The 19,863-nt window shown below is 68.6% G+C and carries 21 protein-coding genes and 1 pseudogene; 15 read left to right on the top strand and 7 right to left on the bottom strand.

Translation table 11 applies throughout. From position 1 onward, the window contains the following. Positions 1-2: 2 nt before the first annotated feature. Positions 3-1,691 carry an alpha/beta fold hydrolase gene (locus tag JHL17_RS16605; protein ID WP_200194716.1) on the top strand — a complete coding sequence of 563 codons (1,689 nt, stop codon included), beginning with the start codon at positions 3-5 and terminating at the stop codon, positions 1,689-1,691. A gap of 127 nt (positions 1,692-1,818) precedes the next feature. Next, positions 1,819-2,211: a hypothetical protein gene (locus tag JHL17_RS16600; protein WP_200194714.1), complete on the top strand. Its 393-nt coding sequence runs from the start codon at positions 1,819-1,821 to the stop codon at positions 2,209-2,211. Between the two features lie 18 nt (positions 2,212-2,229). Here the strand turns inward: JHL17_RS16600 and JHL17_RS16595 are convergent, their stop codons facing one another. After that, positions 2,230-3,165: a LysR family transcriptional regulator gene (locus JHL17_RS16595; protein WP_200194712.1), complete on the bottom strand. Its 936-nt coding sequence runs from the start codon at positions 3,163-3,165 to the stop codon at positions 2,230-2,232. Between the two features lie 146 nt (positions 3,166-3,311). Between JHL17_RS16595 and wrbA the strand changes: the two genes are divergently transcribed. From wrbA to JHL17_RS16580, 3 genes are all read left to right on the top strand, one after another. Further along, entirely contained in the window at positions 3,312-3,914 is a 603-nt protein-coding gene (gene wrbA / locus JHL17_RS16590; RefSeq protein WP_200194710.1) for an NAD(P)H:quinone oxidoreductase, read from the top strand. Between the two features lie 60 nt (positions 3,915-3,974). Then, positions 3,975-4,934: a glutathione S-transferase C-terminal domain-containing protein gene (locus tag JHL17_RS16585; protein WP_200194708.1), complete on the top strand. Its 960-nt coding sequence runs from the start codon at positions 3,975-3,977 to the stop codon at positions 4,932-4,934. Positions 4,935-5,002: 68 nt separating this feature from the next. Continuing rightward, a complete protein-coding gene (locus tag JHL17_RS16580; RefSeq protein ID WP_200194706.1) occupies positions 5,003-5,359 on the top strand; it encodes a hypothetical protein in 357 nt (118 codons plus the stop codon). Positions 5,360-5,424: 65 nt separating this feature from the next. Here the strand turns inward: JHL17_RS16580 and JHL17_RS16575 are convergent, their stop codons facing one another. After that, positions 5,425-5,799, bottom strand: coding sequence for a hypothetical protein (locus JHL17_RS16575; RefSeq protein ID WP_200194704.1), 375 nt, complete (start codon positions 5,797-5,799; stop codon positions 5,425-5,427). 219 nt (positions 5,800-6,018) lie between these two features. On the opposite strand from JHL17_RS16575, the gene JHL17_RS16570 reads away from it, so the two are divergent. Further along, positions 6,019-8,019: a PP2C family protein-serine/threonine phosphatase gene (locus tag JHL17_RS16570; RefSeq protein WP_200194702.1), complete on the top strand. Its 2,001-nt coding sequence runs from the start codon at positions 6,019-6,021 to the stop codon at positions 8,017-8,019. Positions 8,020-8,235: 216 nt separating this feature from the next. Here JHL17_RS16570 and JHL17_RS16565 read toward each other — a convergent pair whose 3' ends face one another. Further along, the gene (locus JHL17_RS16565) at positions 8,236-9,384 is read right to left on the bottom strand and encodes a DNA topoisomerase IB (protein WP_247893597.1); all 1,149 of its coding nucleotides are present in this window, start codon (positions 9,382-9,384) and stop codon (positions 8,236-8,238) included. Between the two features lie 139 nt (positions 9,385-9,523). Between JHL17_RS16565 and JHL17_RS16560 the strand changes: the two genes are divergently transcribed. The 5 genes and pseudogenes from JHL17_RS16560 to JHL17_RS16540 all read left to right on the top strand — a co-directional run. After that, on the top strand, positions 9,524-9,892 hold the full coding sequence (locus JHL17_RS16560) for a hypothetical protein (protein WP_200194699.1): 369 nt from the start codon (positions 9,524-9,526) through the stop codon (positions 9,890-9,892). Between the two features lie 113 nt (positions 9,893-10,005). After that, a complete protein-coding gene (locus tag JHL17_RS16555; RefSeq protein ID WP_345773826.1) occupies positions 10,006-10,512 on the top strand; it encodes a recombinase family protein in 507 nt (168 codons plus the stop codon). A gap of 74 nt (positions 10,513-10,586) precedes the next feature. Continuing rightward, complete coding sequence (locus JHL17_RS16550) at positions 10,587-10,859, top strand: hypothetical protein (RefSeq protein ID WP_200194697.1); 273 nt, start codon at positions 10,587-10,589, stop codon at positions 10,857-10,859. Then, positions 10,852-11,172: a type II toxin-antitoxin system VapC family toxin gene (locus JHL17_RS16545; RefSeq protein WP_200194695.1), complete on the top strand. Its 321-nt coding sequence runs from the start codon at positions 10,852-10,854 to the stop codon at positions 11,170-11,172. Before JHL17_RS16550 ends, JHL17_RS16545 begins: the two co-directional genes overlap by 8 nt. 468 nt (positions 11,173-11,640) lie before the next feature. After that, positions 11,641-11,955: pseudogene (locus JHL17_RS16540) on the top strand (transposase); the annotation flags it as partial. A 160-nt stretch (positions 11,956-12,115) separates the two neighbouring features. Here the strand turns inward: JHL17_RS16540 and hemF are convergent. Further along, positions 12,116-13,003, bottom strand: a complete 888-nt coding sequence (gene hemF / locus JHL17_RS16535; RefSeq protein WP_200194693.1) for an oxygen-dependent coproporphyrinogen oxidase — start codon at positions 13,001-13,003, stop codon at positions 12,116-12,118. Positions 13,004-13,060: 57 nt separating this feature from the next. Then, on the bottom strand, positions 13,061-13,510 hold the full coding sequence (locus JHL17_RS16530; protein ID WP_200194692.1) for a tRNA (cytidine(34)-2'-O)-methyltransferase: 450 nt from the start codon (positions 13,508-13,510) through the stop codon (positions 13,061-13,063). A 273-nt stretch (positions 13,511-13,783) separates the two neighbouring features. Here JHL17_RS16530 and petA point away from each other — a divergent pair, with 273 nt between their 5' ends. The 4 genes from petA (at position 13,784) to JHL17_RS16510 (ending at position 17,076) form a co-directional block, all read left to right on the top strand. After that, positions 13,784-14,353 carry a ubiquinol-cytochrome c reductase iron-sulfur subunit gene (gene petA / locus JHL17_RS16525; RefSeq protein ID WP_012977590.1) on the top strand — a complete coding sequence of 190 codons (570 nt, stop codon included), beginning with the start codon at positions 13,784-13,786 and terminating at the stop codon, positions 14,351-14,353. A gap of 28 nt (positions 14,354-14,381) precedes the next feature. Then, positions 14,382-15,650, top strand: a complete 1,269-nt coding sequence (locus JHL17_RS16520) for a cytochrome b (RefSeq protein ID WP_200194690.1) — start codon at positions 14,382-14,384, stop codon at positions 15,648-15,650. Further along, positions 15,650-16,411: a cytochrome c1 gene (locus JHL17_RS16515; protein WP_200194688.1), complete on the top strand. Its 762-nt coding sequence runs from the start codon at positions 15,650-15,652 to the stop codon at positions 16,409-16,411. Before JHL17_RS16520 ends, JHL17_RS16515 begins: the two co-directional genes overlap by 1 nt. Positions 16,412-16,524: 113 nt before the next feature. After that, positions 16,525-17,076 (top strand): DUF924 family protein, encoded by a 552-nt coding sequence (locus JHL17_RS16510; protein WP_200194686.1) that lies wholly within the window; start codon positions 16,525-16,527, stop codon positions 17,074-17,076. A gap of 239 nt (positions 17,077-17,315) precedes the next feature. Here the strand turns inward: JHL17_RS16510 and JHL17_RS16505 are convergent, their stop codons facing one another. Both JHL17_RS16505 and JHL17_RS16500 read right to left on the bottom strand, forming a co-directional pair. Next, positions 17,316-18,194: a response regulator gene (locus JHL17_RS16505; RefSeq protein ID WP_200194684.1), complete on the bottom strand. Its 879-nt coding sequence runs from the start codon at positions 18,192-18,194 to the stop codon at positions 17,316-17,318. A gap of 134 nt (positions 18,195-18,328) precedes the next feature. Beyond that, positions 18,329-19,789 carry a helix-turn-helix domain-containing protein gene (locus JHL17_RS16500; protein ID WP_200194682.1) on the bottom strand — a complete coding sequence of 487 codons (1,461 nt, stop codon included), beginning with the start codon at positions 19,787-19,789 and terminating at the stop codon, positions 18,329-18,331. Between the last annotated feature and the right edge of the window lie 74 nt (positions 19,790-19,863).

The raw sequence follows: 19,863 nt of genomic DNA, 5'->3' as shown, positions 1-19,863 counted from the left end.
CGATGGCTTCGGGTGGCCGGCGTCTCGCCGTCATCGGCGGCGTCCTGACCCTCTGCGTGCTGGCCGGCGGGCTGCTCGGGATCGGCATCGACCGGCTGGCCGGCCCGTCCCCGGCCCCTCCGCAGGTTGTCGTGGCGGAGCCGCCGCCCCCGCTCCAGACGGCGCCGCTTGCGGCACCGCCTCCCGCCGCGCTGCCGGCCGCGCCCCCGTCTCCGGCCCCGGCTCCCCCTGCCGTTCCGGTTCCCGTCCAGGAGGCGCCTCCCGCGCTGTCCGAGGTCCGGTGCCCGGACGCCCTGCCGGCCGGGCCGGCGCCGCGCTGCCGCAGCCTGCGCGTGCCGTCCGGCCGGCAGCTTGCGGACGGCCCGCCGCTCGACCTGTTCGTGATGATCCTGCCGGCGCTGAACGGCGCGCCGGCCGCCGATCCGGTCGTGCTGCTCAGCGGCGGGCCGGGGCAGGGCGGCAGCGACGATCCGCGCGGTACCGCGGCGATCCTGGCGCCGATGCGGGCCGGCCGCGACGTCATCCTGGTCGACCAGCGCGGCACCGGCCTGTCGAAGCCGTCGCTGCGCTGTCCCGCGCTGGACCCGTTGCGCTACTGGTTCGGCGGCGTGACGGCGGCGGATGCCGTCGCCTGCCTGGAGCCGTTGCGCCATGCCGGCTACCGCCTGGAGGATTTCGACAGCGCGCGGAGTGCCGCCGACCTGCTGGCGCTGCGCCGCGCGCTGGGGGTGGAGCGCTGGAACGTGGTCGCCACCTCCTATGGCGGGGTGCTGGCGCAGGCGCTGCTGCGCATCGACGGGGCGGCGGTGCGCAGCCTCGTGCTGAATTCCCCGGCGGCGCCGGATGCGACCTGGCTCGACCTCGACCGTCTGACCGCCATCCGCCAGGCCCACCGCCGCATGGTGGAGGATTGCGCCGCCCAGCCCGGCTGCGCCCGCGCCTTCCCGCGCCTGGGACAGGCGGTCGAACGGCTGTCGGCGGCCCTGGAGCGCCGTCCGCTCGATCTGCGGCTGCGCCATCCCGTCAGCGGGCGGGAGACCGACCTCCGCCTCGACTGGCCGATGCTGGCCTCGGTCCTGGCGCTGCGGCTGGGCAGCGGCGACGGGATGGTGGCGGTGCCGGCCCTGCTCGACCATCTCGACCGCGTGGTCGAGGCCCGGCCCGCCGGGGCGGGCAAAATGGACGATCCCGCCATCCTGTCGCTGGTGATGCCGCCGGCGATCTGGACGGTGCTGGACAGCCTCGCCTACGGGCTCAACCTGACGGTCGGCTGCCGCGAGAACCGGCCGCACATCGACGCCGAGGCCGCCCGGCGCGCCGCGGCGGACCTCCGCCCCTATGTGGTGGCGGAGGCGGTGGAGACCGATTACGACGCCGCCTGTCCGGCCCTGGGGCTGCCGCCGGTCGACGACGCCTTCTACCGGCCGGCCGCATCGGACGTGCCGGCGCTGATCCTGACCGGCGCCTACGACACCTTCACCGTGCCGGCGCGGGCCGAGGCGATGGGGCGGAGCCTGCGGCGGGCGACGCTGCTGTCCTTCCGCGGCCTCGCCCATGACGTGCTCGGCGCCAGCCCCTGCGCCCGCGACGCCGCGGCCCGCTTCGTCGACATGCTCTCCGTCGGCGACGCCGGCAACTGCGTCGAACGCCTGCTGCCGCCCACCTTCGCCACCCGGCTCGCCGGACGCTGAGGCCTATGCGGTCAAGCCCGACGGCGTCCATTGCCAGACGCGGGCGCAAACACTATGATTTCACTGGTGCAACACGGGCCTCCCCAATGGCGGGGTCCGCGCCGTTTGAGACGATCGGAAGACCCGCATGGACGCTAACGACCTTTCGCTGGACGACAATCGTACGCTCCAGGCCATCGGCATCCTCGCCGACGTGCTGGACGGCGTCGAAGGCCCGGGCGGTCTCGACACGGTGCTGGTGTCCAAGGCGCTGCGTCAGGTGATCGCCACCAAATCCCAGCCGGCCTTCGAATTCGCCTCGCGCGCCTTCAACACGCTGGAGCCGTCGGTCCGCCGTCAGGTGGCGGAGACGGCGGATGACGCGGCGCACCATGCGGTGGAGTTGCGCGGCCGTGTCGGCGGCTTCCTGTCCACCGCCCCGAAGAAGCCGGCCCCCCAGGGATCGGTGGTCGGCCAGCAGCCGAACTTCATCACCGCGCTGAACCTGCGCTCCCGCCGCCGGCCCAACCAGCCGTCCTGACCGGCCTCCCGAAGCGCCTCAGCCGGCGTCCTGCGGCAGCGTGTCGAGCAGCGCGCAGTCCCAATAGGGGCGCGGGCCGAAGCGCTGCACCAGGAAATCCACGAAGACCCGCACCTTCGGCGACAGGTGGCGGTTCTGCGGATAGACCGCGTTGACCGCCAGTTCCGACGGGATGTGGCGATGCAGGACGCTGACCAGTTCGCCGCGCGTCAGCGCCTGCCCGCACAGGAAGGTCGGCGACATGACGAAGCCGACGCCGGCCGCCGCCGCTTCGCGCAGCAGGTCGCCGTTGTTGCTGCGGATCGGGCCCGAGACCCGGACGTTGCGGGGCTCTCCATCGACGGTGAACTGCCAGAGGTCGGGGGACGGGACGTTGGTGTAGATCAGGCAGCTGTGCCTGCCGAGGTCGTCCGGCGTTTCCGGCACCCCGTGCTTCTGCAGATAGGCCGGGCTGGCGCAGAGCGCCATCCGCGCCGGGGCGAGCCGGCGGGCGATCAGCGAGCTGTCGCGCAGCCGGCCGATGCGGATCGCCAGGTCGTACCCTTCGTCGACCAGATCGACGGTGCGGTCGTTCAGGTCCATGTCGATCTCGACCGACGGGTAGCGCTCGAGGAAATCCGCCACGACGGGGGCGAGATGGAGAGTGCCGAAGCTGACCGGCGCGTTCAGCCGCAGCCGGCCGCGCGGGGCGGCATGCAGGTCGGCCACCGCCTGCTCCGCCTCCTCCAAATCGGCGAGGATGCGGGTGCAGCGCTCGTAATAGGCCTGCCCCACCTCGGTCAGGCTGAGCTTGCGGGTGGTGCGGTTCAGCAGCCGCGCGCCGAGGCGGTTCTCCAGCTCGCCGATGCGGCGGGAGACCACCGACTTCGACAGGTTGAGCCGGTCGGCGGCGGCGGTGAAGCTCTTGGTGTCCACCACCTTGATGAAGGCGAGCATGTCGTCGAGGCGATCCATGGCATTGTTGTACACCCAGAAACAATGAGGTGCCAAGATCCGGTATTACCGGAAGCGCCGCCGCGCCCTATCTCTGGTGTCACCGCCGGGCCGGTCGTCCGGCCGCGGCGGTCGAATTTTTGGCAACCAAACAGGGAGTGGCGACGATGGCGAAGGTTCTGGTGCTCTATTACAGCAGCTGGGGTCACGTGTCGGAGATGGCGCAGGCGGTGGCCGAAGGCGCCCGCTCCGTCGCCGGGACCGAGGTCGCGGTGAAGCGCGTGCCCGAACTGGTGCCGGAGGCCGTCCGCCAGTCCGCCCATTACAAGGACGAGAGCAACATCCCCGTCGCCACGGTGGACGAGCTGACCCAGTACGACGCCATCATCATCGGCACGCCGACGCGCTACGGCAACATGGCCTCGCAGATGAAGAACTTCCTCGACCAGACCGGCGGGCTGTGGGCCAAGGGCGCGCTGAACGGCAAGGTCGGCAGCGTCTTCACCTCCACCGCCACCCAGCATGGCGGGCAGGAGAGCACCATCCTCAGCACCCACACCGTCCTGCTGCATCTCGGGCTGGTGATCGTCGGACTGCCCTATTCCTTCCAGGGCCAGATGGGCGTTTCGGAAGTGATGGGCAACTCGCCCTACGGCGCCAGCACCATCGCCGACGGCGACGGCTCCCGCCGCCCGAGCGCGGTCGAGCTGGACGGCGCCCGCTTCCAGGGCCGCCATGTCGCCGAGATCACGACGAAGCTGCACGGTTGATGACGGCCGGCCGGGCGACATTGAACGACCGGCCGGAATTGTGAAGAAGAGGAGGGAGCCGTGGGCCTGCTGATCGATGGACAGTGGCGCGACCAGTGGTACGACACCAAGAAGACCGGCGGCGCCTTCGTCCGCACCGAAGCGCAGTTCCGCGACCGGGTGTCGGCCGACGGCTCCACCCCCTATCCGGCGGAGGCCGGGCGCTATCACCTGATGGTGTCGCTGGCCTGCCCCTGGGCGCACCGCACGCTGATCCTCCGCAAGCTGAAGCGGCTGGACGGGGTGATCGGCGTCAGCGTCGTCGAGCCGCTGATGCTGGCGGACGGCTGGACCTTCGCCGAACCGGAGCCGGTCACCGGCGCCCGGCGGCTCTACGAGGTCTATCTGCAGGCCAAGCCCGGCTACAGCGGCCGGGTGACCGTCCCGGTGCTGTGGGACAGGAAGACCGGCAGCATCGTCAACAACGAGTCGGCGGAGATCATCCGCATGCTCAACCGCGAATTCGACGCCTTCACCGATGTTCGCACCGACTTCTGCCCGCCGGAGCTGGTGGAGGAGATCGACCGCGTCAACGCCTTCGTCTATGACGGCATCAACAACGGCGTCTACAAGGCCGGCTTCGCCACCTCCCAGGACAAGTACGAGGCCGCCTTCGACGCCCTCTTCGCGGCGCTGGACGACGTCGACGCCAGGCTCGCGGGCCGGCGCTGGCTGGTCGGCAACCGCCTGACCGAGGCGGATTGGCGCCTGTTCACCACGCTGGTGCGCTTCGATGCCGTCTATGTCGGGCATTTCAAGTGCAACAAGCGGCGGATCGCCGACTATCCGCATTTGTCCGGCTATCTGCGCGACCTCTATCAGGTGCCGGGCGTGGCGGAGACGGTGAATTTCGACCACATCAAACGCCATTACTACGGCAGCCACGCCACCATCAACCCGACCGGCATCGTGCCGAAGGGGCCGGCGCTGGACCTCGACGCGCCGCATGGGCGCGCGGATCTGGGACCTGATCCGGTGTGACGCGTGACGGATGGCGTTCCCGGCGGTTGTCAGAAGGAGAACGACAACCGCAGAAGGGAATACGTCCAATGCGTAGGATCATCCTGGCCACCGCGGCCGTCCTGGCCATCTCGTCGCCGGCGCTGGCCCAGACCGGCCAATCCCAGAATGGCTGGGGCGGGGCGCTCGATCAGTTGAACCGTGCCGTCAACCCCAACACCTATCCGCAGGAGCGCGATGGCCGCGCCGCGGACGACCGCGACGCGAACCGCGACGGCCGCCGGTACGAGGGCTCCTCGGGGAACCGCCGTGGCAACGCCTACAGCGACTATTCCGACCGCGACCTGCGCAGCCAGTACGACCGTCTGGGCGAGGAACAGCGCCAAGTCCGGCAGAACCGCCGCGCCATCGAGGACGAGATGGACCGCCGCGGCATCAGCCGCTGAGGGCAATACGCCGCCCTCTCCCGCCCCGGGAGAGGGCCGTTCATCGCCATAAGCCAATGCCCCGGTCAGGGCTTGTAGCAGCGGGCCATGTCTTCCGGGTTGCCCATCGCCTCGCACTGGAAGCCGTTGGAGAATTTGAAGCGCAGCGGACCGGTCTTGCGGACGCTGACCACCGGCTTCTTTCCCGCATCCTGGAATTCGACCCAGGCGGAGCTGTCGAAGCGGGTCTGCAGCCCGTTGCTCAGCTGCACGCGGCCTTGACGGTCCTTGATGATCTGGATCCCGGTGTTGAACAGCAGGTTCGGCCCGTCGGCCTTGGCCGACAGGCCGTTGGTGCAGTTCACCCCCTCCGGCTGGACCGCGACGCATTCATAGGGGCGCGGCTGGCTGGCGGTGAGGACCATCGCGTAGACGGCGATTTCCAGGACATTCATCGGCATGGGCGTGCACCGGCGGGAAGGCTGCGGGTCCTTCCGTCTTACGGACCATCGGTTACGAAAGAGATAATGTCGCGCTTGCGGTCGAATCTTGCGCATGGCCCCGGGACGGGGTCTCGTCGCCGAATGCGTTTGCCCGGATCGCCCCGGTGCCTGGACTTGCGCGCCCCGGACCGGTAGAAGCGGTGGCATGATTCAGCCACAGGGGGCGGGCGCAATCCCATGACGTTCCAACAGCGTTTGATCCTGCTGGTCACCGGCCTGGTTCTGCTGGCGGTCGTGGCCGTCACCACGGCGATGGCCTGGACGACGCGCGCCGCCCTGACCGACCGGATCGAGGCGGAGGCGCGTCTGGCCGCCGGCCTGCTTGCCCGCGGGGCCGCCCAGGCCCGCGACATCCCGCAGGAGGTCGACGCCCTGCTGTCGGAACGGCTTCTGTCGGAAGCGACCCTGACCGCCCATCTGGTGGCGCTGGCGGAAACGGCGAAGCTGGCGCCGCGCGCCCTCAATGACCGGCTGAAGCAGATCGCCGAGGCCGGCGGCCCGGACGAGATGTGGATCACCGACAACCGCGGCCGGGCCTATCTGCACAATCTGCCCGGTCCCGACCCGGTCTTCGGCCAGGATGCCAAGGCCGGCCCGCGCCACGGCGCCTATGCCGGCTTGCTGAACCGCTCTCCCGCCTCGCTGGCCTCCGAACCGGCGATGGAGAACGGCAAGCTGATGAAGTTCGCTGGCGTGGCCGGTGTCGACAAGCCGCGCATCGTCCAGGTCGGTGCCGACGTGCGGCGGCTGGGCGACATCGTGCGCAAGTCGGGCACCGACGGCCTGATCGACGGGCTGCTTGCCACCCGCGCGGTGGAGGCGGCCTGGCTGCTCGACCGCGACGGCCGGGTGCTGGCCCGGGGGGCCGTGATGGCCGACGGCGCCGGCAATCCGCTGTCCGACGCCGACACCGCCGCGGCAAAGGCGGTGGTTCCCGGCGGCGACGTGACGTTCCGGGTGTCGAACGGCAGCCTGCTGGCGCTGGCACCGGTCAAGTATGCCGGTCCCGCCGCCACTTCTGCCGCAGCCCCTGCCGCTGCCGTGCCGGCCGTCGCCATGGTGCGCGTTCCCTATACCGAGCCCGGGGCGATGCTGAGCCGCCAGCTGAAGATCGGCGGGCTGGTCGGCATTTTCGTGCTGGCGCTGGGCGTTTATGCCTGCCTGCGCTTTGCCCGCGACCAGATGGCGCCGGTGGAGCGGCTGAGCGAGGCGGTCAAGGCGGTGGAGGCCGGGCGCTTCAACCCCTTCACCCTGAACGAGGCCGCCGACCGCGACGACGAATTCGGCCGGCTGTCGCGCGTCTTCCGCCGCATGGCGATGGAGGCGACGGCGCGCGAGGAAACCCTCGACGCCCAGCTGGTCATGCGGGGGGCGGAGCTGGAGACCAAGAGCGAGAAGCTGGCCGCCGCCGAACAGCTGATCGAGGGGGAACAGCGGGCCGCCCGCGACGTCCAGGCCAACCTGCTGCCGCGCCAGCTGCCGGTCGGCCGCGACAGCCAGTTCTACGGCACGCTGGTGCCGGGCCATGCGGTCAGCGGCGACTTCTATGACGTGATCGAGCTGGACGAGCGCTACAGCCTGCTGGTCGCCGCCGGCGTCTCCGGCGGCGGGGTGCCCGCGGCCTTCCTGATGCTGATGGTGCGCGGCGCCATCCGCGAGACCGCCCGCGCCGGTGTCGGCCCGGCTGCCATCCTGGCGAACGCCAACGAACGGTTGTGCAGCGAAAGTCCGTTCGACGGCTTCGCCACCGCCTTCGTCGCCGTCTACGACCGCGTCGCCGGGACTCTGGTCCATGCCGCCGCCGGTCACCGCGGTGCCTGCCGCGTCACCGCCGACGGCGGGGTGGAGTTCCTGTCGGCGACGGGCGGCCAGCCGCTCGGCGTGCGCCGCGGCGCTCCCTATACCGAAGCGACGGTGGTGCTGAACCAGGACGAGACGCTGTTCCTGTGCACCGACGGCGTGTTGCGCTCCGTCGACGGCCAGCGCGAGCCTTTCGGCGAGGAGCGCCTCGCCGCTGCCCTGGCGCACAGCCGCGGCATGTCCGTCCGCGACCGCACCGAGATGGTCCTGCGCTCGGTCCAGGCCCATGCCGGCACCGACGGCGTCATCGCCGGCGATCTGGTCTGCCTGGTCATGCGCCGGCTGCTGCCGGTGACGGAGGCGGCGGAGGCGGTGTGAGGGGTGAGTGTCGGTTGACGATGCCCCCATCTAGCCTCCCCCGCTCTCAGCGGACCTACGGTCCGCCTGCCGCGTCAGCACAAAGCGAAGCTTTGTGCGAGAGCCGGGCGGGGGAGGGACTGCCGCCGCTTCCCTGATCAAGCACTTGTTCCCTCCCCCGCCCAGCGGGGGAGGGTTAGGGTGGGGGCATCGTCAGCCGACGCCCTGACGCCGAGGCTACTTCCTCCCCCGCGCGCCCTCCCGCGCCCGTGCCGCCGTCTCGCGTTCCAGCCTCTGGCGCAGGAAGGCCAGCACCGCCGCCTCCTCGCCGCTGAGGCCGGCCAGTTCGTCGCGCAGTTCCGCTTCCACCTCGCGCTTCAGCGAGTCCAGCAGCCCGCCTTCCAGATAGGCGTCGAGCACTTCGGGGTGGACGTAGCTCTTGCGGCAGACGCTGGGGGTGTTGCCCAGGCGGGTGGCGACCTGTTCGATGGCGCGGGTGACGTTGCGCTTGGCGGCGCTGGCGCTGTCGAAGCTTTCGAATTCCCTGAGCGCCATCGCCGCCAGCACGGTGCCGGCCCAGGTGCGGAAATCTTTGGCGGTGAAGTCGGCGCCGGTCGCCTCGCGCAGATAGGCGTTGACGTCGCCGGAGGTGACGGCGTGGCGTTGGCCGTCGCGGTCGAGATACTGGAACAGCTCGTCGCCGGCCACGTCGCGGCAGGCGGCGACGACGCGGGCCAGCCTGCGGTCGCGCAGCGCGACGTTCCATTTCTTCCCCGACTTGCCCTTGAAGGAGAAGCGGACCTCCGATCCCTCGATTTCGGCATGGTCGTCGCGCAGCGTGGTCAGGCCGTAGCTCTGGTTCTCGCGGGCGTAGGTCTCGTTGCCGACGCGGATCAACGTGGTTTCCAGCAGCCGGACCACGGCGGCCAGCACCTTCTCGCGCGGCAGGCCGCGATGGCCGAGATCGGCATTCACCCGGTCGCGCAGATGCGGCAGGGCGCGGCAGAAATCCAGCATGCGGCCGAACTTGGTGCCCTCGCGCAGCTCGGTCCAGCGCCGGTGGTAGCGGTACTGCTTGCGCCCCTTGGCGTCGCGGCCGGTCGCCTGGAGATGTCCGTCGGGATCGGGACAAATCCAGACGTCCTTGTAGGCCGGGGGAATCGCAAGCTTCCGGATGCGCGCCAGCGTGTCCTCCTCCGTCACCGGCGTGCTGTCGGGCCACAGGAAGCGGAAGCCCTTGCCATAGCGTCGTCGCCGGATGCCGGGCGTCTCGTCGCAGCTGTAGGTCAGCCCGGCGCAGGCGGCTTCCTGTTCGGGGGAGGGGCCGTCCTTATCGGATGTGGCATCGGATGCGGCGGCATCGGGCGGGGGGAGGGGGCTATCCATATGGCCAACAACGGCCGGAAAGAGCTTTGGTTTCCGCTACCTCCTTCGGAGAGGGTTTCTTCGCAGTTGCAAAAGCCATATTGTTGCGATGCAAGATCTCGATCAGTCCCCGACCAGATTCCGATTGGAGCGCCAGAGCATGGACCGCAAGCCGGACGAGACGATTCTGACCGCCCATCTGCCGAACCTGGAAATCCAGATCCGGCACCGCGAGGCCGGGGAGGATGGGGCGGAGGTCATCGCCATCCAGCTGCGCGCCATGCCGTCCTTCGACGTGGTCGCCGGCATGCTGGCGCCTGCCATGATGAACCCGCTGCTGCTGGGCGGCCCCGCCTTCGCGGCGCGGACCGGGCAGGGCGGCGCCAACCCGATGGCCTCGGGCGCCGGAATGGCCGATCTGTGGATGGCGCCGATGCGGCTGTGGGGCGAGATGGTGCGGCAGGCCTGGGCGCCCTGGCTCCAGGGTGGACGGGCCTGGGGCCAGGGCGGCCCGGCGTCGCAACGCTGACGGCCCGTGCGGTCAGTCCCGAGCGCACCAGGTGAAGAAGGTCTCGTTTCCTGGCGCCCGGCAAGCGACCTTGGAGGCTGAGCGGAAATAAAGTTACGTGATTTCGGTTGGCCGTGCTTGGGTTGAGTTGCGATACAAAACCGGAAGCCGCTGATGACCTGACTGAAATCACGCGCCCGCAGTATCGTCGGGACGGGCTGCGCTATGCAAGTGATACGACCGTTTCAAACCCTCACACTGCTCCTACGATCCTCCGTTTCGTCGCATACTATCGCGTTTCCACCGACCGACAGGGTACGAGCGGCCTCGGTCTCGAAGCCCAAGCGGCGGCCGTGGCGGGCTACGCCGCGCGGATCGGCGCGGAGCTTGCGGCCGAGGTGGTGGAAGTCGAGAGCGGTCGGCGCGCCGACCGGCCCGAGCTCGCGCGCGTCGCGCACGTCGCCGCATCCGATCGCTTCGCCGAAACGCATTGGCCCTTGATCGAACGGCTTCGAAGCGAAGGGCGCAGCCATCGGGCTATCGCTCGCAAGATGAACGAGCGGAATGTGCGGACGCGCACGGGGAAGGATTGGACGGCCGTGCAGGTACGGAACGTCGAGCTATCGGCGCGCAAGACGTAGAGGGGATGCGTTTTTGACTTCCAGTCCGCTCCTCCTATAATTTGTAGGTATTTAACGCCGAAGGATCGAAGGCGATGCCGAATGCCGTGTTGGTGGACGTAACCCCGGAGAACGTCGGGGCGCAGTTGATCGGCGCGGGCGTGCGGCCGGGCGAACGCGTCACGGTAATCGTGCGGCGCCGTTCCGGAGCCGCGCTCGATCGGCCGGGCACGCCTCCCGCGAAGGGCGGGGAGCCGAGCCGCATGGAGAAGCTCCGCGCCCTTAAAGGGTCGGGCGCGCGGCGCCACGGGCCGCTTTCGGCCGAAGAGATCGAGGCGGACGTGCGCGAGTTCCGCGGGGATGAATAGTACCGTCGCGGCGGCACGGAAAATTTACGTCGATTCAAACGTCATCATCTATTTCATCGAAGGCGAAGAGGAGAGCCAACGGCTTGCCGAGACGCTGTTCGAGTATGCCGAAACGCGGGGTATCGAGCTCGTCACGAGCGAAGTCGCCATCGGCGAATGCCTGTACGGAGCGTACAAGCGCGGTCGGGCCGATTCCGTCGGGTGGTTCGAAAGCCTGTTCGATGATGTGGAGCTCTTCCGCCTCCTGCCGGTAGAAGCGGAAACCTTGAAGCAAGCCGCGAAGCTCGGGGCGGCACATGGGATGAGCTCATAGACGCCATCCATGCGGCATCCGCCATCGAGGACGAATGCGATGCGCTCGTGACGAACGACCGGGGCATCCGATCGACGGAGGCGTTACGGGTGGTGCAGCTTCCCGACTTGTGACCGGTGCGGTCGGCGACACCGAGGACACCGAGCGATCCTATTGATCGCCCGGCTTGACCAATTCTCGCGCAACGTCGCTTTCATCGCGAACCTGATGGAGAGCGGCGTAGATTTCTGAGCCGTGGACATGCCGGAAGCTTCCCGGTTCGCGATCCATATTCTCGCGGCTCTTGCGGCGGCGAAGGCGCGCGGGGTGCGGCTCGGTTGTCCGAATCCCCGGCCCGAATTCGTGCATTTTTTTTCTATGTCGGCAAGCGTTGCTGGCTGTTGCCCCGTTGAAAGGCGATTGCCCCGGAGGGTGTGATGGCACGTTGGGTCTGTCGGGTTCGCGAAGGTTTGGAACGTGTTCCATGCGCTGCACCGGCTGATGGCCTTCGAGGTCGACACGCTGATCGGCGCCGGCCGGCACGAGCGCAACGACACCCTCACCACCTACCGCAACGGCTCGCGGTCGCGCCAGTTCGACACCCGGCTCGGCACGCTCGACCTGAAGCTCCCCAAGCTGCGCCAGGGGTCCTATTTCCCGAGCTTTCTGGAACCGCGCAAGACGGCGGAGAAGGCGCTGACGGCCGTCATCCAGGAAGGCTGGATCCAAGGCATCTCGACGCGCAAGGTCGACGACCTTGTCCAGGCTCTGGGCATGACCGGCATCTCCAAGTCACAGGTCACCGCCTTCATCGTGATGTTCAAGAAGGCGCTGGGGACGGCGCCGACAGGTTACTTCCGCACCGGGGCCGGCCGAGTCGACCATCCCGGCGGGGCCTATCCCGCTGCGGACCGGGCAACACGTCCGGCAGCCTAGCTGAAGGGGCGTCGGATCTGCCGCCGCGTCAGGGCCACTTCACCTCGGGCGGCAGGCTCATCAGGATCGCCTCGGTGTTGCCACCGGTCTTGAGGCCGAAAGTGGTGCCGCGGTCGTAGAGCAGGTTGAACTCGACGTAGCGGCCGCGGCGGACCAGCTGGTGCTCCCGCTGCTCCGCCGTCCAGGGCCGGTTCATGTGGCGGCGGACCAGGTCCGCATAGGTCTCCAGGAAGGCGGTGCCGACGTCGCGGGTGAAGGCGAAGTCGGCCTCCCAGTCCCCCGAATCGAGCTGGTCGAAGAAGATGCCGCCGACGCCGCGCGCCTCGCCCCGGTGGGGCAGGAAGAAATAGCGGTCGCACCACTCCTTGTAGCGCGGGTAATAGTCCAGGTCGTGGCGGTCGCAGGCAGCCTGCAGCCCGGCATGGAAATCGGCGGTGTCCCGCTCGTCCTGCACCATCGGCGTCAGGTCGGCGCCGCCGCCGAACCAGCCCTTGGTCGTTACGATGTGGCGGGTGTTCATGTGGGCCGCCGGCACCAGCGGCGAGCGCATGTGCGCGACCAGGCTGATGCCGGCCGCCCAGAACGCGCCGGTTTCGGCGGCGCCGGGGATGTTGGCGCGGAATTCCGGGCTGAAGGTGCCGTGGACGGTCGAGATGTTGACCCCGACCTTCTCGAACACCCGGCCCTTCATCACCGACATCGTGCCGCCGCCGCCCTCGCCGCCGCCATGGTCGGGGCGGTCCCAGCTCTTGCGCTCGAACCGGCCGGGGGGCAGGTCGGCATGGGTGCCGGTCAGCTCGTCCTCCAGCGTCTCGAAGGCGGCGCAGATACGGTCGCGCAGCTCCCGGAACCAGGCGGCGGCGCGGGCCTTGCGGTCTTCGATGATGCTGGCGTCGACGGTCGTGGCGGCGGTCATGACGATGGCGGTTCCGGCTGTGCGGGAGCTTCGGCGGCGAATGCGGCAGTCTGTCGCCTATCCTGTTGCGGCAGTCTGCCGCAAGGCCTCACCCAACACCATCGCCGCGCTGACCGCAACGTTCAAGGACCGGGCGGGCGGCACCATGGGGATCACCAGCCGGGCGTCGGCGGCGTCATGCACCTCGTCCGGCACCCCGGCGCTCTCGCGCCCGACCAGCAGGCGGTCGCCGGGGGCGAAGCGGAAGTCGGTGTAGGGGATCGCCGCCCGCGTGGTCAGCAGCACCAGCCGCCCGGACTGCGGCGCCGCCCGGTATGCGGACCATGAGCTGTGCCGGGTCCAGTCGAGATGGTCCAGATAATCCATCCCGGCGCGCCGCAGCCGGCGGTCATCCAGCACGAAGCCGCAAGGCTCGATCAAGTCGAGCGCCACGCCCAGCCCCGCCGCGAGTCGCATCAGGGTCCCGGCGTTCTGCGGAATGTCGGGTTCGTACAGCACGAGGCGCAACGTGGGCCTTGCTTCGAAGTGTTTGTTTTGCATACAAATGTTCAAGCCCTTCGCACACGCGACAAATTGTCTCCCGGCCAAGGACTTTCCAAGATGCCGACGCGACGGTATACCGCAGGTCTGAAGCTGGAGATACCCACTCCGGCAGGACGCGGCGTGCCTGGGGGTTTTCCTTCCGGCGGGCGGGCTTGCCGCGCCACAGAGTAGATACGGTCCATCGGTCGTCCGGCGCGGGCAAAGGGCGTCGGGCATGCCTTGAGGAGAAACAGGCTTATGGCTCAGACCACGCATCCGCCCGGGACGGGTGGCCACGCGGCCTCCGGCGGCGAGGGGGGTTCCCGCCGCGATTTTCTGTATCTTGCCACCGGTGCGGTCGGCGTCGTCGGGGCGGCCTCCGCGGCCTGGCCCTTCATCGACAGCCTGAACCCGGCGGCCGACACCCTGGCGCTTGCCTCCATCGACGTCGATCTGGCCCCCGTGGCCGTGGGGCAGGCGATCACGGTCACTTGGCGCGGAAAGCCTGTCTTTGTCCGCCACCGCACCGCCGAGGAGATCGAATCCGCCAAGACGGTCAACCTGGGCGATCTGCGCGATCCGGTTGCCGACGATGCCCGCGTGAAGAAGCCGGAATGGCTGATCGTCATCGGCATCTGCACGCATCTGGGCTGCGTGCCGCTCGGGCAGAAGGTCACCGATCCGCGCGGCGACTACGGCGGGTGGTTCTGCCCCTGCCACGGCTCGCACTACGACACCGCCGGCCGCATCCGCAAGGGCCCGGCCCCCGCCAACCTCGTCCTTCCGACCTACGCCTTCACCGGCGATGCCAAGATCCGGCTCGGTTAAGCGGCACAACGGTTCTGGAGACCCCGAGATGGCTCAGGTTCAAGCCACAAAGTTCAAGAATCCGGTCGTGAACTGGATCGACAGCCGCCTGCCGATCTTCACGATGCTGGATCACGAGTACAACCACTACCCGATGCCGCGGAACGTCAACTATCTGTGGGCGTTCGGTGCCATCGCCGGCATCATGCTGGTCATCATGATCGCCACCGGCCTGTTCCTGGCGATGCAGTACTCGTCGCACACCTCGCTGGCCTTCGATTCGGTCGAGCGCATCATGCGCGACGTCAATTACGGCTGGCTGATCCGCTACGTCCACGCCAACGGCGCGTCGATGTTCTTCATCGCCGTCTACATCCACATGTTCCGCGGGCTCTATTACGGCTCCTACAAGGCCCCGCGCGAGATCCTGTGGATCCTGGGCGTCCTCATCTTCCTCGTCATGATGGGCACCGCCTTCATGGGCTACGTGCTGCCCTGGGGCCAGATGAGCTTCTGGGGCGCCACCGTCATCACGAACCTGTTCTCGGCCTTCCCGATCGTCGGCGACCCGATCGTCACGCTGCTGTGGGGCGGCTTCTCGGTCGACAACCCGACGCTGAACCGCTTCTTCGCGCTGCACTTCCTGCTGCCCTTCGTCCTGCTGGGCCTGGTGATCCTGCACACGGCGGCGCTGCATGTCTGCGGGTCCAACAACCCGCTCGGCATCGACCCCAAGGGTCCGCAGGACACCGTCCCGTTCAACCCCTACGTCACGGTCAAGGACGGCTTCGCCGTGGTGATCTTCATGATCATCTTCGCGGTGTTCGTGTTCTTCATGCCGAACTACATGGGCCATCCGGACAACTACATCCCGGCCAACCCGCTGGTGACCCCGGCGCACATCGTGCCGGAATGGTACTTCCTGCCCTTCTACGCCATGCTGCGCGCGATCCCGGACAAGCTGGGCGGCGTGCTGGCGATGTTCGGCTCGATCGCGCTGCTGTTCTTCCTGCCGTGGCTCGACCGCTCCAAGGTCCGCAGTTGCAAGTTCCGCCCGGTCTACCGCCAGTTCTTCTGGATCCTGGCCATCGACGCCCTGATCCTGGGCTATGCCGGTTCGCAGCCGGCCGAGGGCTCCTGGCTGATCATCGCGCGCATCGGCACCTTCTATTACTTCTTCCACTTCCTGGTCCTGCTGCCGGTGCTGGGCAAGCTGGAGCGTCCGCGTCCGCTTCCCAACAGCATCTCCGAGTCCGTTCTGAAGGGCGGGGGCGCCATCGCCGCCGGCGCCCATGCCAAGCCGATGGAGAAGGCCTGATGCGCGCGTTGAAGACTGCAATCCTCTCGGCGGCGCTGGCGCTCGGCATCGCCGGGGCCGCGCAGGCCGCCGAAGGCGTGCACATCCCCAAGCAGAGCTGGCCGCATGCGGGCATCTTCGGCACCATCGACAAGGCGGCGGCGCAGCGCGGCTTCCAGATCTACAAGGAAGTCTGCTCGGCCTGCCATTCCATGCATCTGGCGCCGATCCGCACGCTGGCCGGCATCGGCTTCAAGGAAGACGAGCTGAAGGGCATCGCCGCCGGCTATGAGGTCCATGCCGGTCCGAACGACGCCGGCGAGATGTTCATGCGTCCGGGCGTTCCGGCCGACCGCTTCCCGTCGCCGTTCCCCAACGACCAGGCGGCCCGTGCGGCCAACGGCGGCGCCCTGCCGCCCGACCTGTCGCTGATGGCGAAGGCCCGCGTCGGCGGCGAGGACTACATCTACGCCTTCCTCACCGGCTTCGAGGAACCGCCACCCGACGTCCATGTGATGGAGGGCATGAACTACAACAAGGTGTTCCCCGGCCATCAGGTCGGCATGCCGAACATCCTGCAGCCCGACGGCGTCACCTTCGCCGACGGCACCAAGGCGACGGTGGAGCAGCAGGCCCACGACGTGGCGACCTTCCTGACCTTCGTCGCGGAACCGCACCTGGATGCCCGCAAGCAGATGGGCGTCAAGGTCATCCTGTTCCTGCTGGTGCTGGCCGGCCTGATGTACGCCGTGAAGCGCAAGATGTGGAGCACGCTGCACTGAGCCCGATGGCCCGGTGAGGCGATTTAGGACATGGACAGGGCGCCCCTTTCGGGCGCCCTGTTCTTTTTTGGGGAACTCGTCGTCGGGCGGCGCACAAGGAGGCGGAGAGAACGATGGTGGACAGTCTGATCGACGAGATCGTCGATTTCTGGTTCGACGAGGCGATGAAACCCTACTGGTTCCGCAAATCGGTCAGTTTCGACCGGGCGGTCGCCGACACGCTGGGACCGCATTACGAGGCGGCGGCGCGGGGTGAGTACGATCACTGGAGGGAGGATGTCGACGGCTGCATCGCGCTCTGCGTGCTGCTGGATCAGGTGCCGCGCAACATCTTCCGCGACGATCCGCGGGCCTTCGCCACCGACGGCATGGCGCGGGGCGTCAGCGACCATGCCGTGGCCAGCGGATTCGATCTGGAATGCACCACGGACGAGCGGATCTTCCTCTACCTGCCCTACGAGCATCACGAGGACATGGCGAGCCAGGACCGCTCCGTCGCCCTCTTCACCGAACGGGTGGCTGACGAGACCACGCTGCGTTATGCCCGGCGCCACCGCGAGATCATCGCGCGCTTCGGCCGCTTCCCCCACCGCAACGCCATCCTCGGCCGCCCGAGCACGCCGGAGGAGGAGGCGTTCCTGACGGAGCCCGACGCATCTTTTTGAGGAGCGCCGGACCGGTTTTGGAGCGTAGGGCGCCACTGGCTCTCTACTTCCGTGGCCATGAAATAATCCCCTCTCCCGCCCCGGGAGAGGGAAGGGGCCCAAGCGGAGCTTGGGAAGGGTGAGGGGTGATCCAAGGAACCATGCGGTTTCGGATTCTTGCTATACCCCTCACCCTCCCCACGCCTTCGGCGCGGGTCCCCTCCCTCTCCCGGGACGGGAGAGGGCGTTTGTCGCACCCTTCAGGCTGGCTGCGGCGCCAGCCAGCGCTCCAGGGCGCCCAGCAGCTCGGCGCGGCGGACCGGCTTGGTCAGATAGTCGTTCATCCCGGCGGCGAGACAGCGGACGCGGTCCTCCGGCAGGGCGTTGGCGGTGACGGCGATGATCGGGATGCGGGCCCGCTCATCGCCCAGCCGACGGATGGTGGCGGTGGCGGTCAGCCCGTCCATGTCCGGCATGGCGACGTCCATCAGCACCGCTTCGGGCGGCACCGGCGCCTGGGAAACCGCTTCGACCGCCTCCGCCCCGCCATTGGCCGTCTCGACGGAGAAGCCGGCCTTGGCCAGCAGCCCGGCCACCACAAGGCGGTTGGTGGCGCTGTCGTCCACCACCAGCAGCCGGCCGCCGCGCGCGCGCGCCCAGTTCATCAGCCGCTCGGCGTCAGTGGCGCGCGACGGCAGGGCGGCCGGCATGTCCAGCACCGCCCGCCGCAAGCCGTCGGCTTCCTGTTCCACGGTCATCCGCGACCCCAGCGCCGCCAGCAGGCGGCCGGCGAGTTCCTGCCCGAAGCCACTTTCGCCCTGGGTGTCGAACCGGCCGGTCAGCTCCGCCCGCAGGGTCACGCGTTCGTCCCCCGCCGGCAGGGCCGACAGGCGGATGTCCAATCGCCCGGGACCGGAACTGGCGATGGCGCTGGCGGCGAGCGCGTTGCACAGCGCGCCCGCCGTCTCCGCATCGCCGACCAGCCGCGGCGGCGTTCCGGTCAGCACGCTGACGTCCAGCGCGATGCCCCGTCCCCGGGCCAGCGTTGCGGTCGACACCGACAGCATGCGGGCCAGCGCTTCCGGAGCGAAGGCCGTCCTCTGCCGGTCGGAAGCGTGATGCAGATTGTCACCGTCCATGGCCCGCCATTGGCAAAATGCGAAGCAGCTTGCAGCGACCGGGCCGGGAAATGCCCGAAGGCACCGCCTTTCCGGTCTTGCGACCAGTTCTCAGCAAGTCGCGGGCCAACCGGTCCCTTGCAAGGATGCTACGCTCAGCGGGGCGGGACGTCCGGTGGGTTGAACAGGTAAGGGACGAAGCTGCGGTGATGCTCGTCCACCCGCAGCTCGCTGCCGATCGGCGGGAAGGCGCGCTGCTGGCAGTCGGTGCGCTCGCACAGGCGGCAGTTGACGCCGATCGGCACCGCCGCCTTCAGGTCGGTGATGTCGATGCCGGCGGCATAGACCAGCTCCGGCGCATGGCTGGCTTCGCAGCCCAGCCCGACGGCGAACTGGCGCGACGGCTTCAGATAGGCGCCGCCGCGCTTGGTCACGGTGCGGGCGATGCTGATATAGGCGGTGCGGTCGGGCATCTGGGCGAACTGCACCAGGATCTTGCCGGGCTGGGCGAAGGCCTCGTGCACGTTCCACAGCGGGCAGGCACCGCCGAAGCGGGCGAAGTGGAAGCGGGTGGCGGAATGGCGCTTGGTGATGTTGCCGGCCATGTCGACCCGCACGAAGTAGAAGGGCAGGCCGCGCGCCCCCGGCCGCTGCAGGGTCGACAGCCGGTGGCAGACCTGCTCGAAGCTGGCGGAGAAGCGGCTCTGCAACTGCTCGACGTCGTGGCGCAGCGCGCGGGCCTGGGCCGCGAAGGCGCGGTAGGGCAGCACCAGGGCGCCGGCGAAATAGTTCGCCAGCCCGACCCGGCAGATCGAGCGGGCATCCTCGCTGGAGAATTTCGCCTGATCCACCAGCTCGTCGATCTGCTCGCCGAACTCCAGCAGCGCGATCTGGTTCGCCATGTGGAAGGCGCGGCTGGAACTGGTCAGCAGCGCCGACAGCCGCAGCGTGGCGGTCGTGGCGTCGTAGCTGCGCATGGCGGTATCGCCGGCCTCGTCGGCGACGATCTTCACCCGCACGTCGTGGCGCCGCTTCAGATAGGCGGCCAGCTCGTTCAGCAACGATCCGGAATGGATCTTCTGGGAGTCCCACAGCCGCTCCGCCGCCTCGTCCAGCGGGTCGATGTAATTGTTGCAGTAGTGGAAATAGTCCCGCACCTCCTCATAGGGAAACTGCGGCCCGGCGAAGCTGTCGCCCTGGTCATTGCTGGGTTCGCTGCTGGACAGGCTGTCGGTCAGCGACTGCACCCGCTCGTGCAGCTTCTGATAGGCCTGATGCAGGCTGAGCACCCGGCGGGCCAGTTCGGGACTGGAGCCCACCACGCTGCGCAGTTCGCCGGCGGTCAGCGGCGCCCCGGCGAACAGCGGGTCGGCCAGCGCCTCGCGCAGGTCCGACACCAGCCGGCTGTCCTCATCCTCCAGGAAGGCGGACAGCTCCAGCTCGAAGGTGGCGGCGATCCGCATCAGCACCGGCAGGGTCAACGGGCGCTGGTTGTTCTCCAACTGGTTGAGATAGCTGGGAGAAAGCTCCAGCGTCTTGGCCAGTGACGCCTGGGTCAGGCCGCGCTGCTCGCGCAGGCGGCGCAGCTTGTAGCCAAGGAACAGTTTCTTTTGCATGCGTATAAAATCCCAACCGGCGCCAGCCCCGGAAATCAGCCGTTCTTCGCAATCTTAGCAAGCGCAAACCGGCC

This window comes from Azospirillum endophyticum (genome assembly GCF_016595245.1).
GTDB lineage: Bacteria > Pseudomonadota > Alphaproteobacteria > Azospirillales > Azospirillaceae > Azospirillum > Azospirillum endophyticum.
Note: the sequence above shows the minus strand (reverse complement) of the source record. Positions and strands in the feature narration are given on the sequence as shown.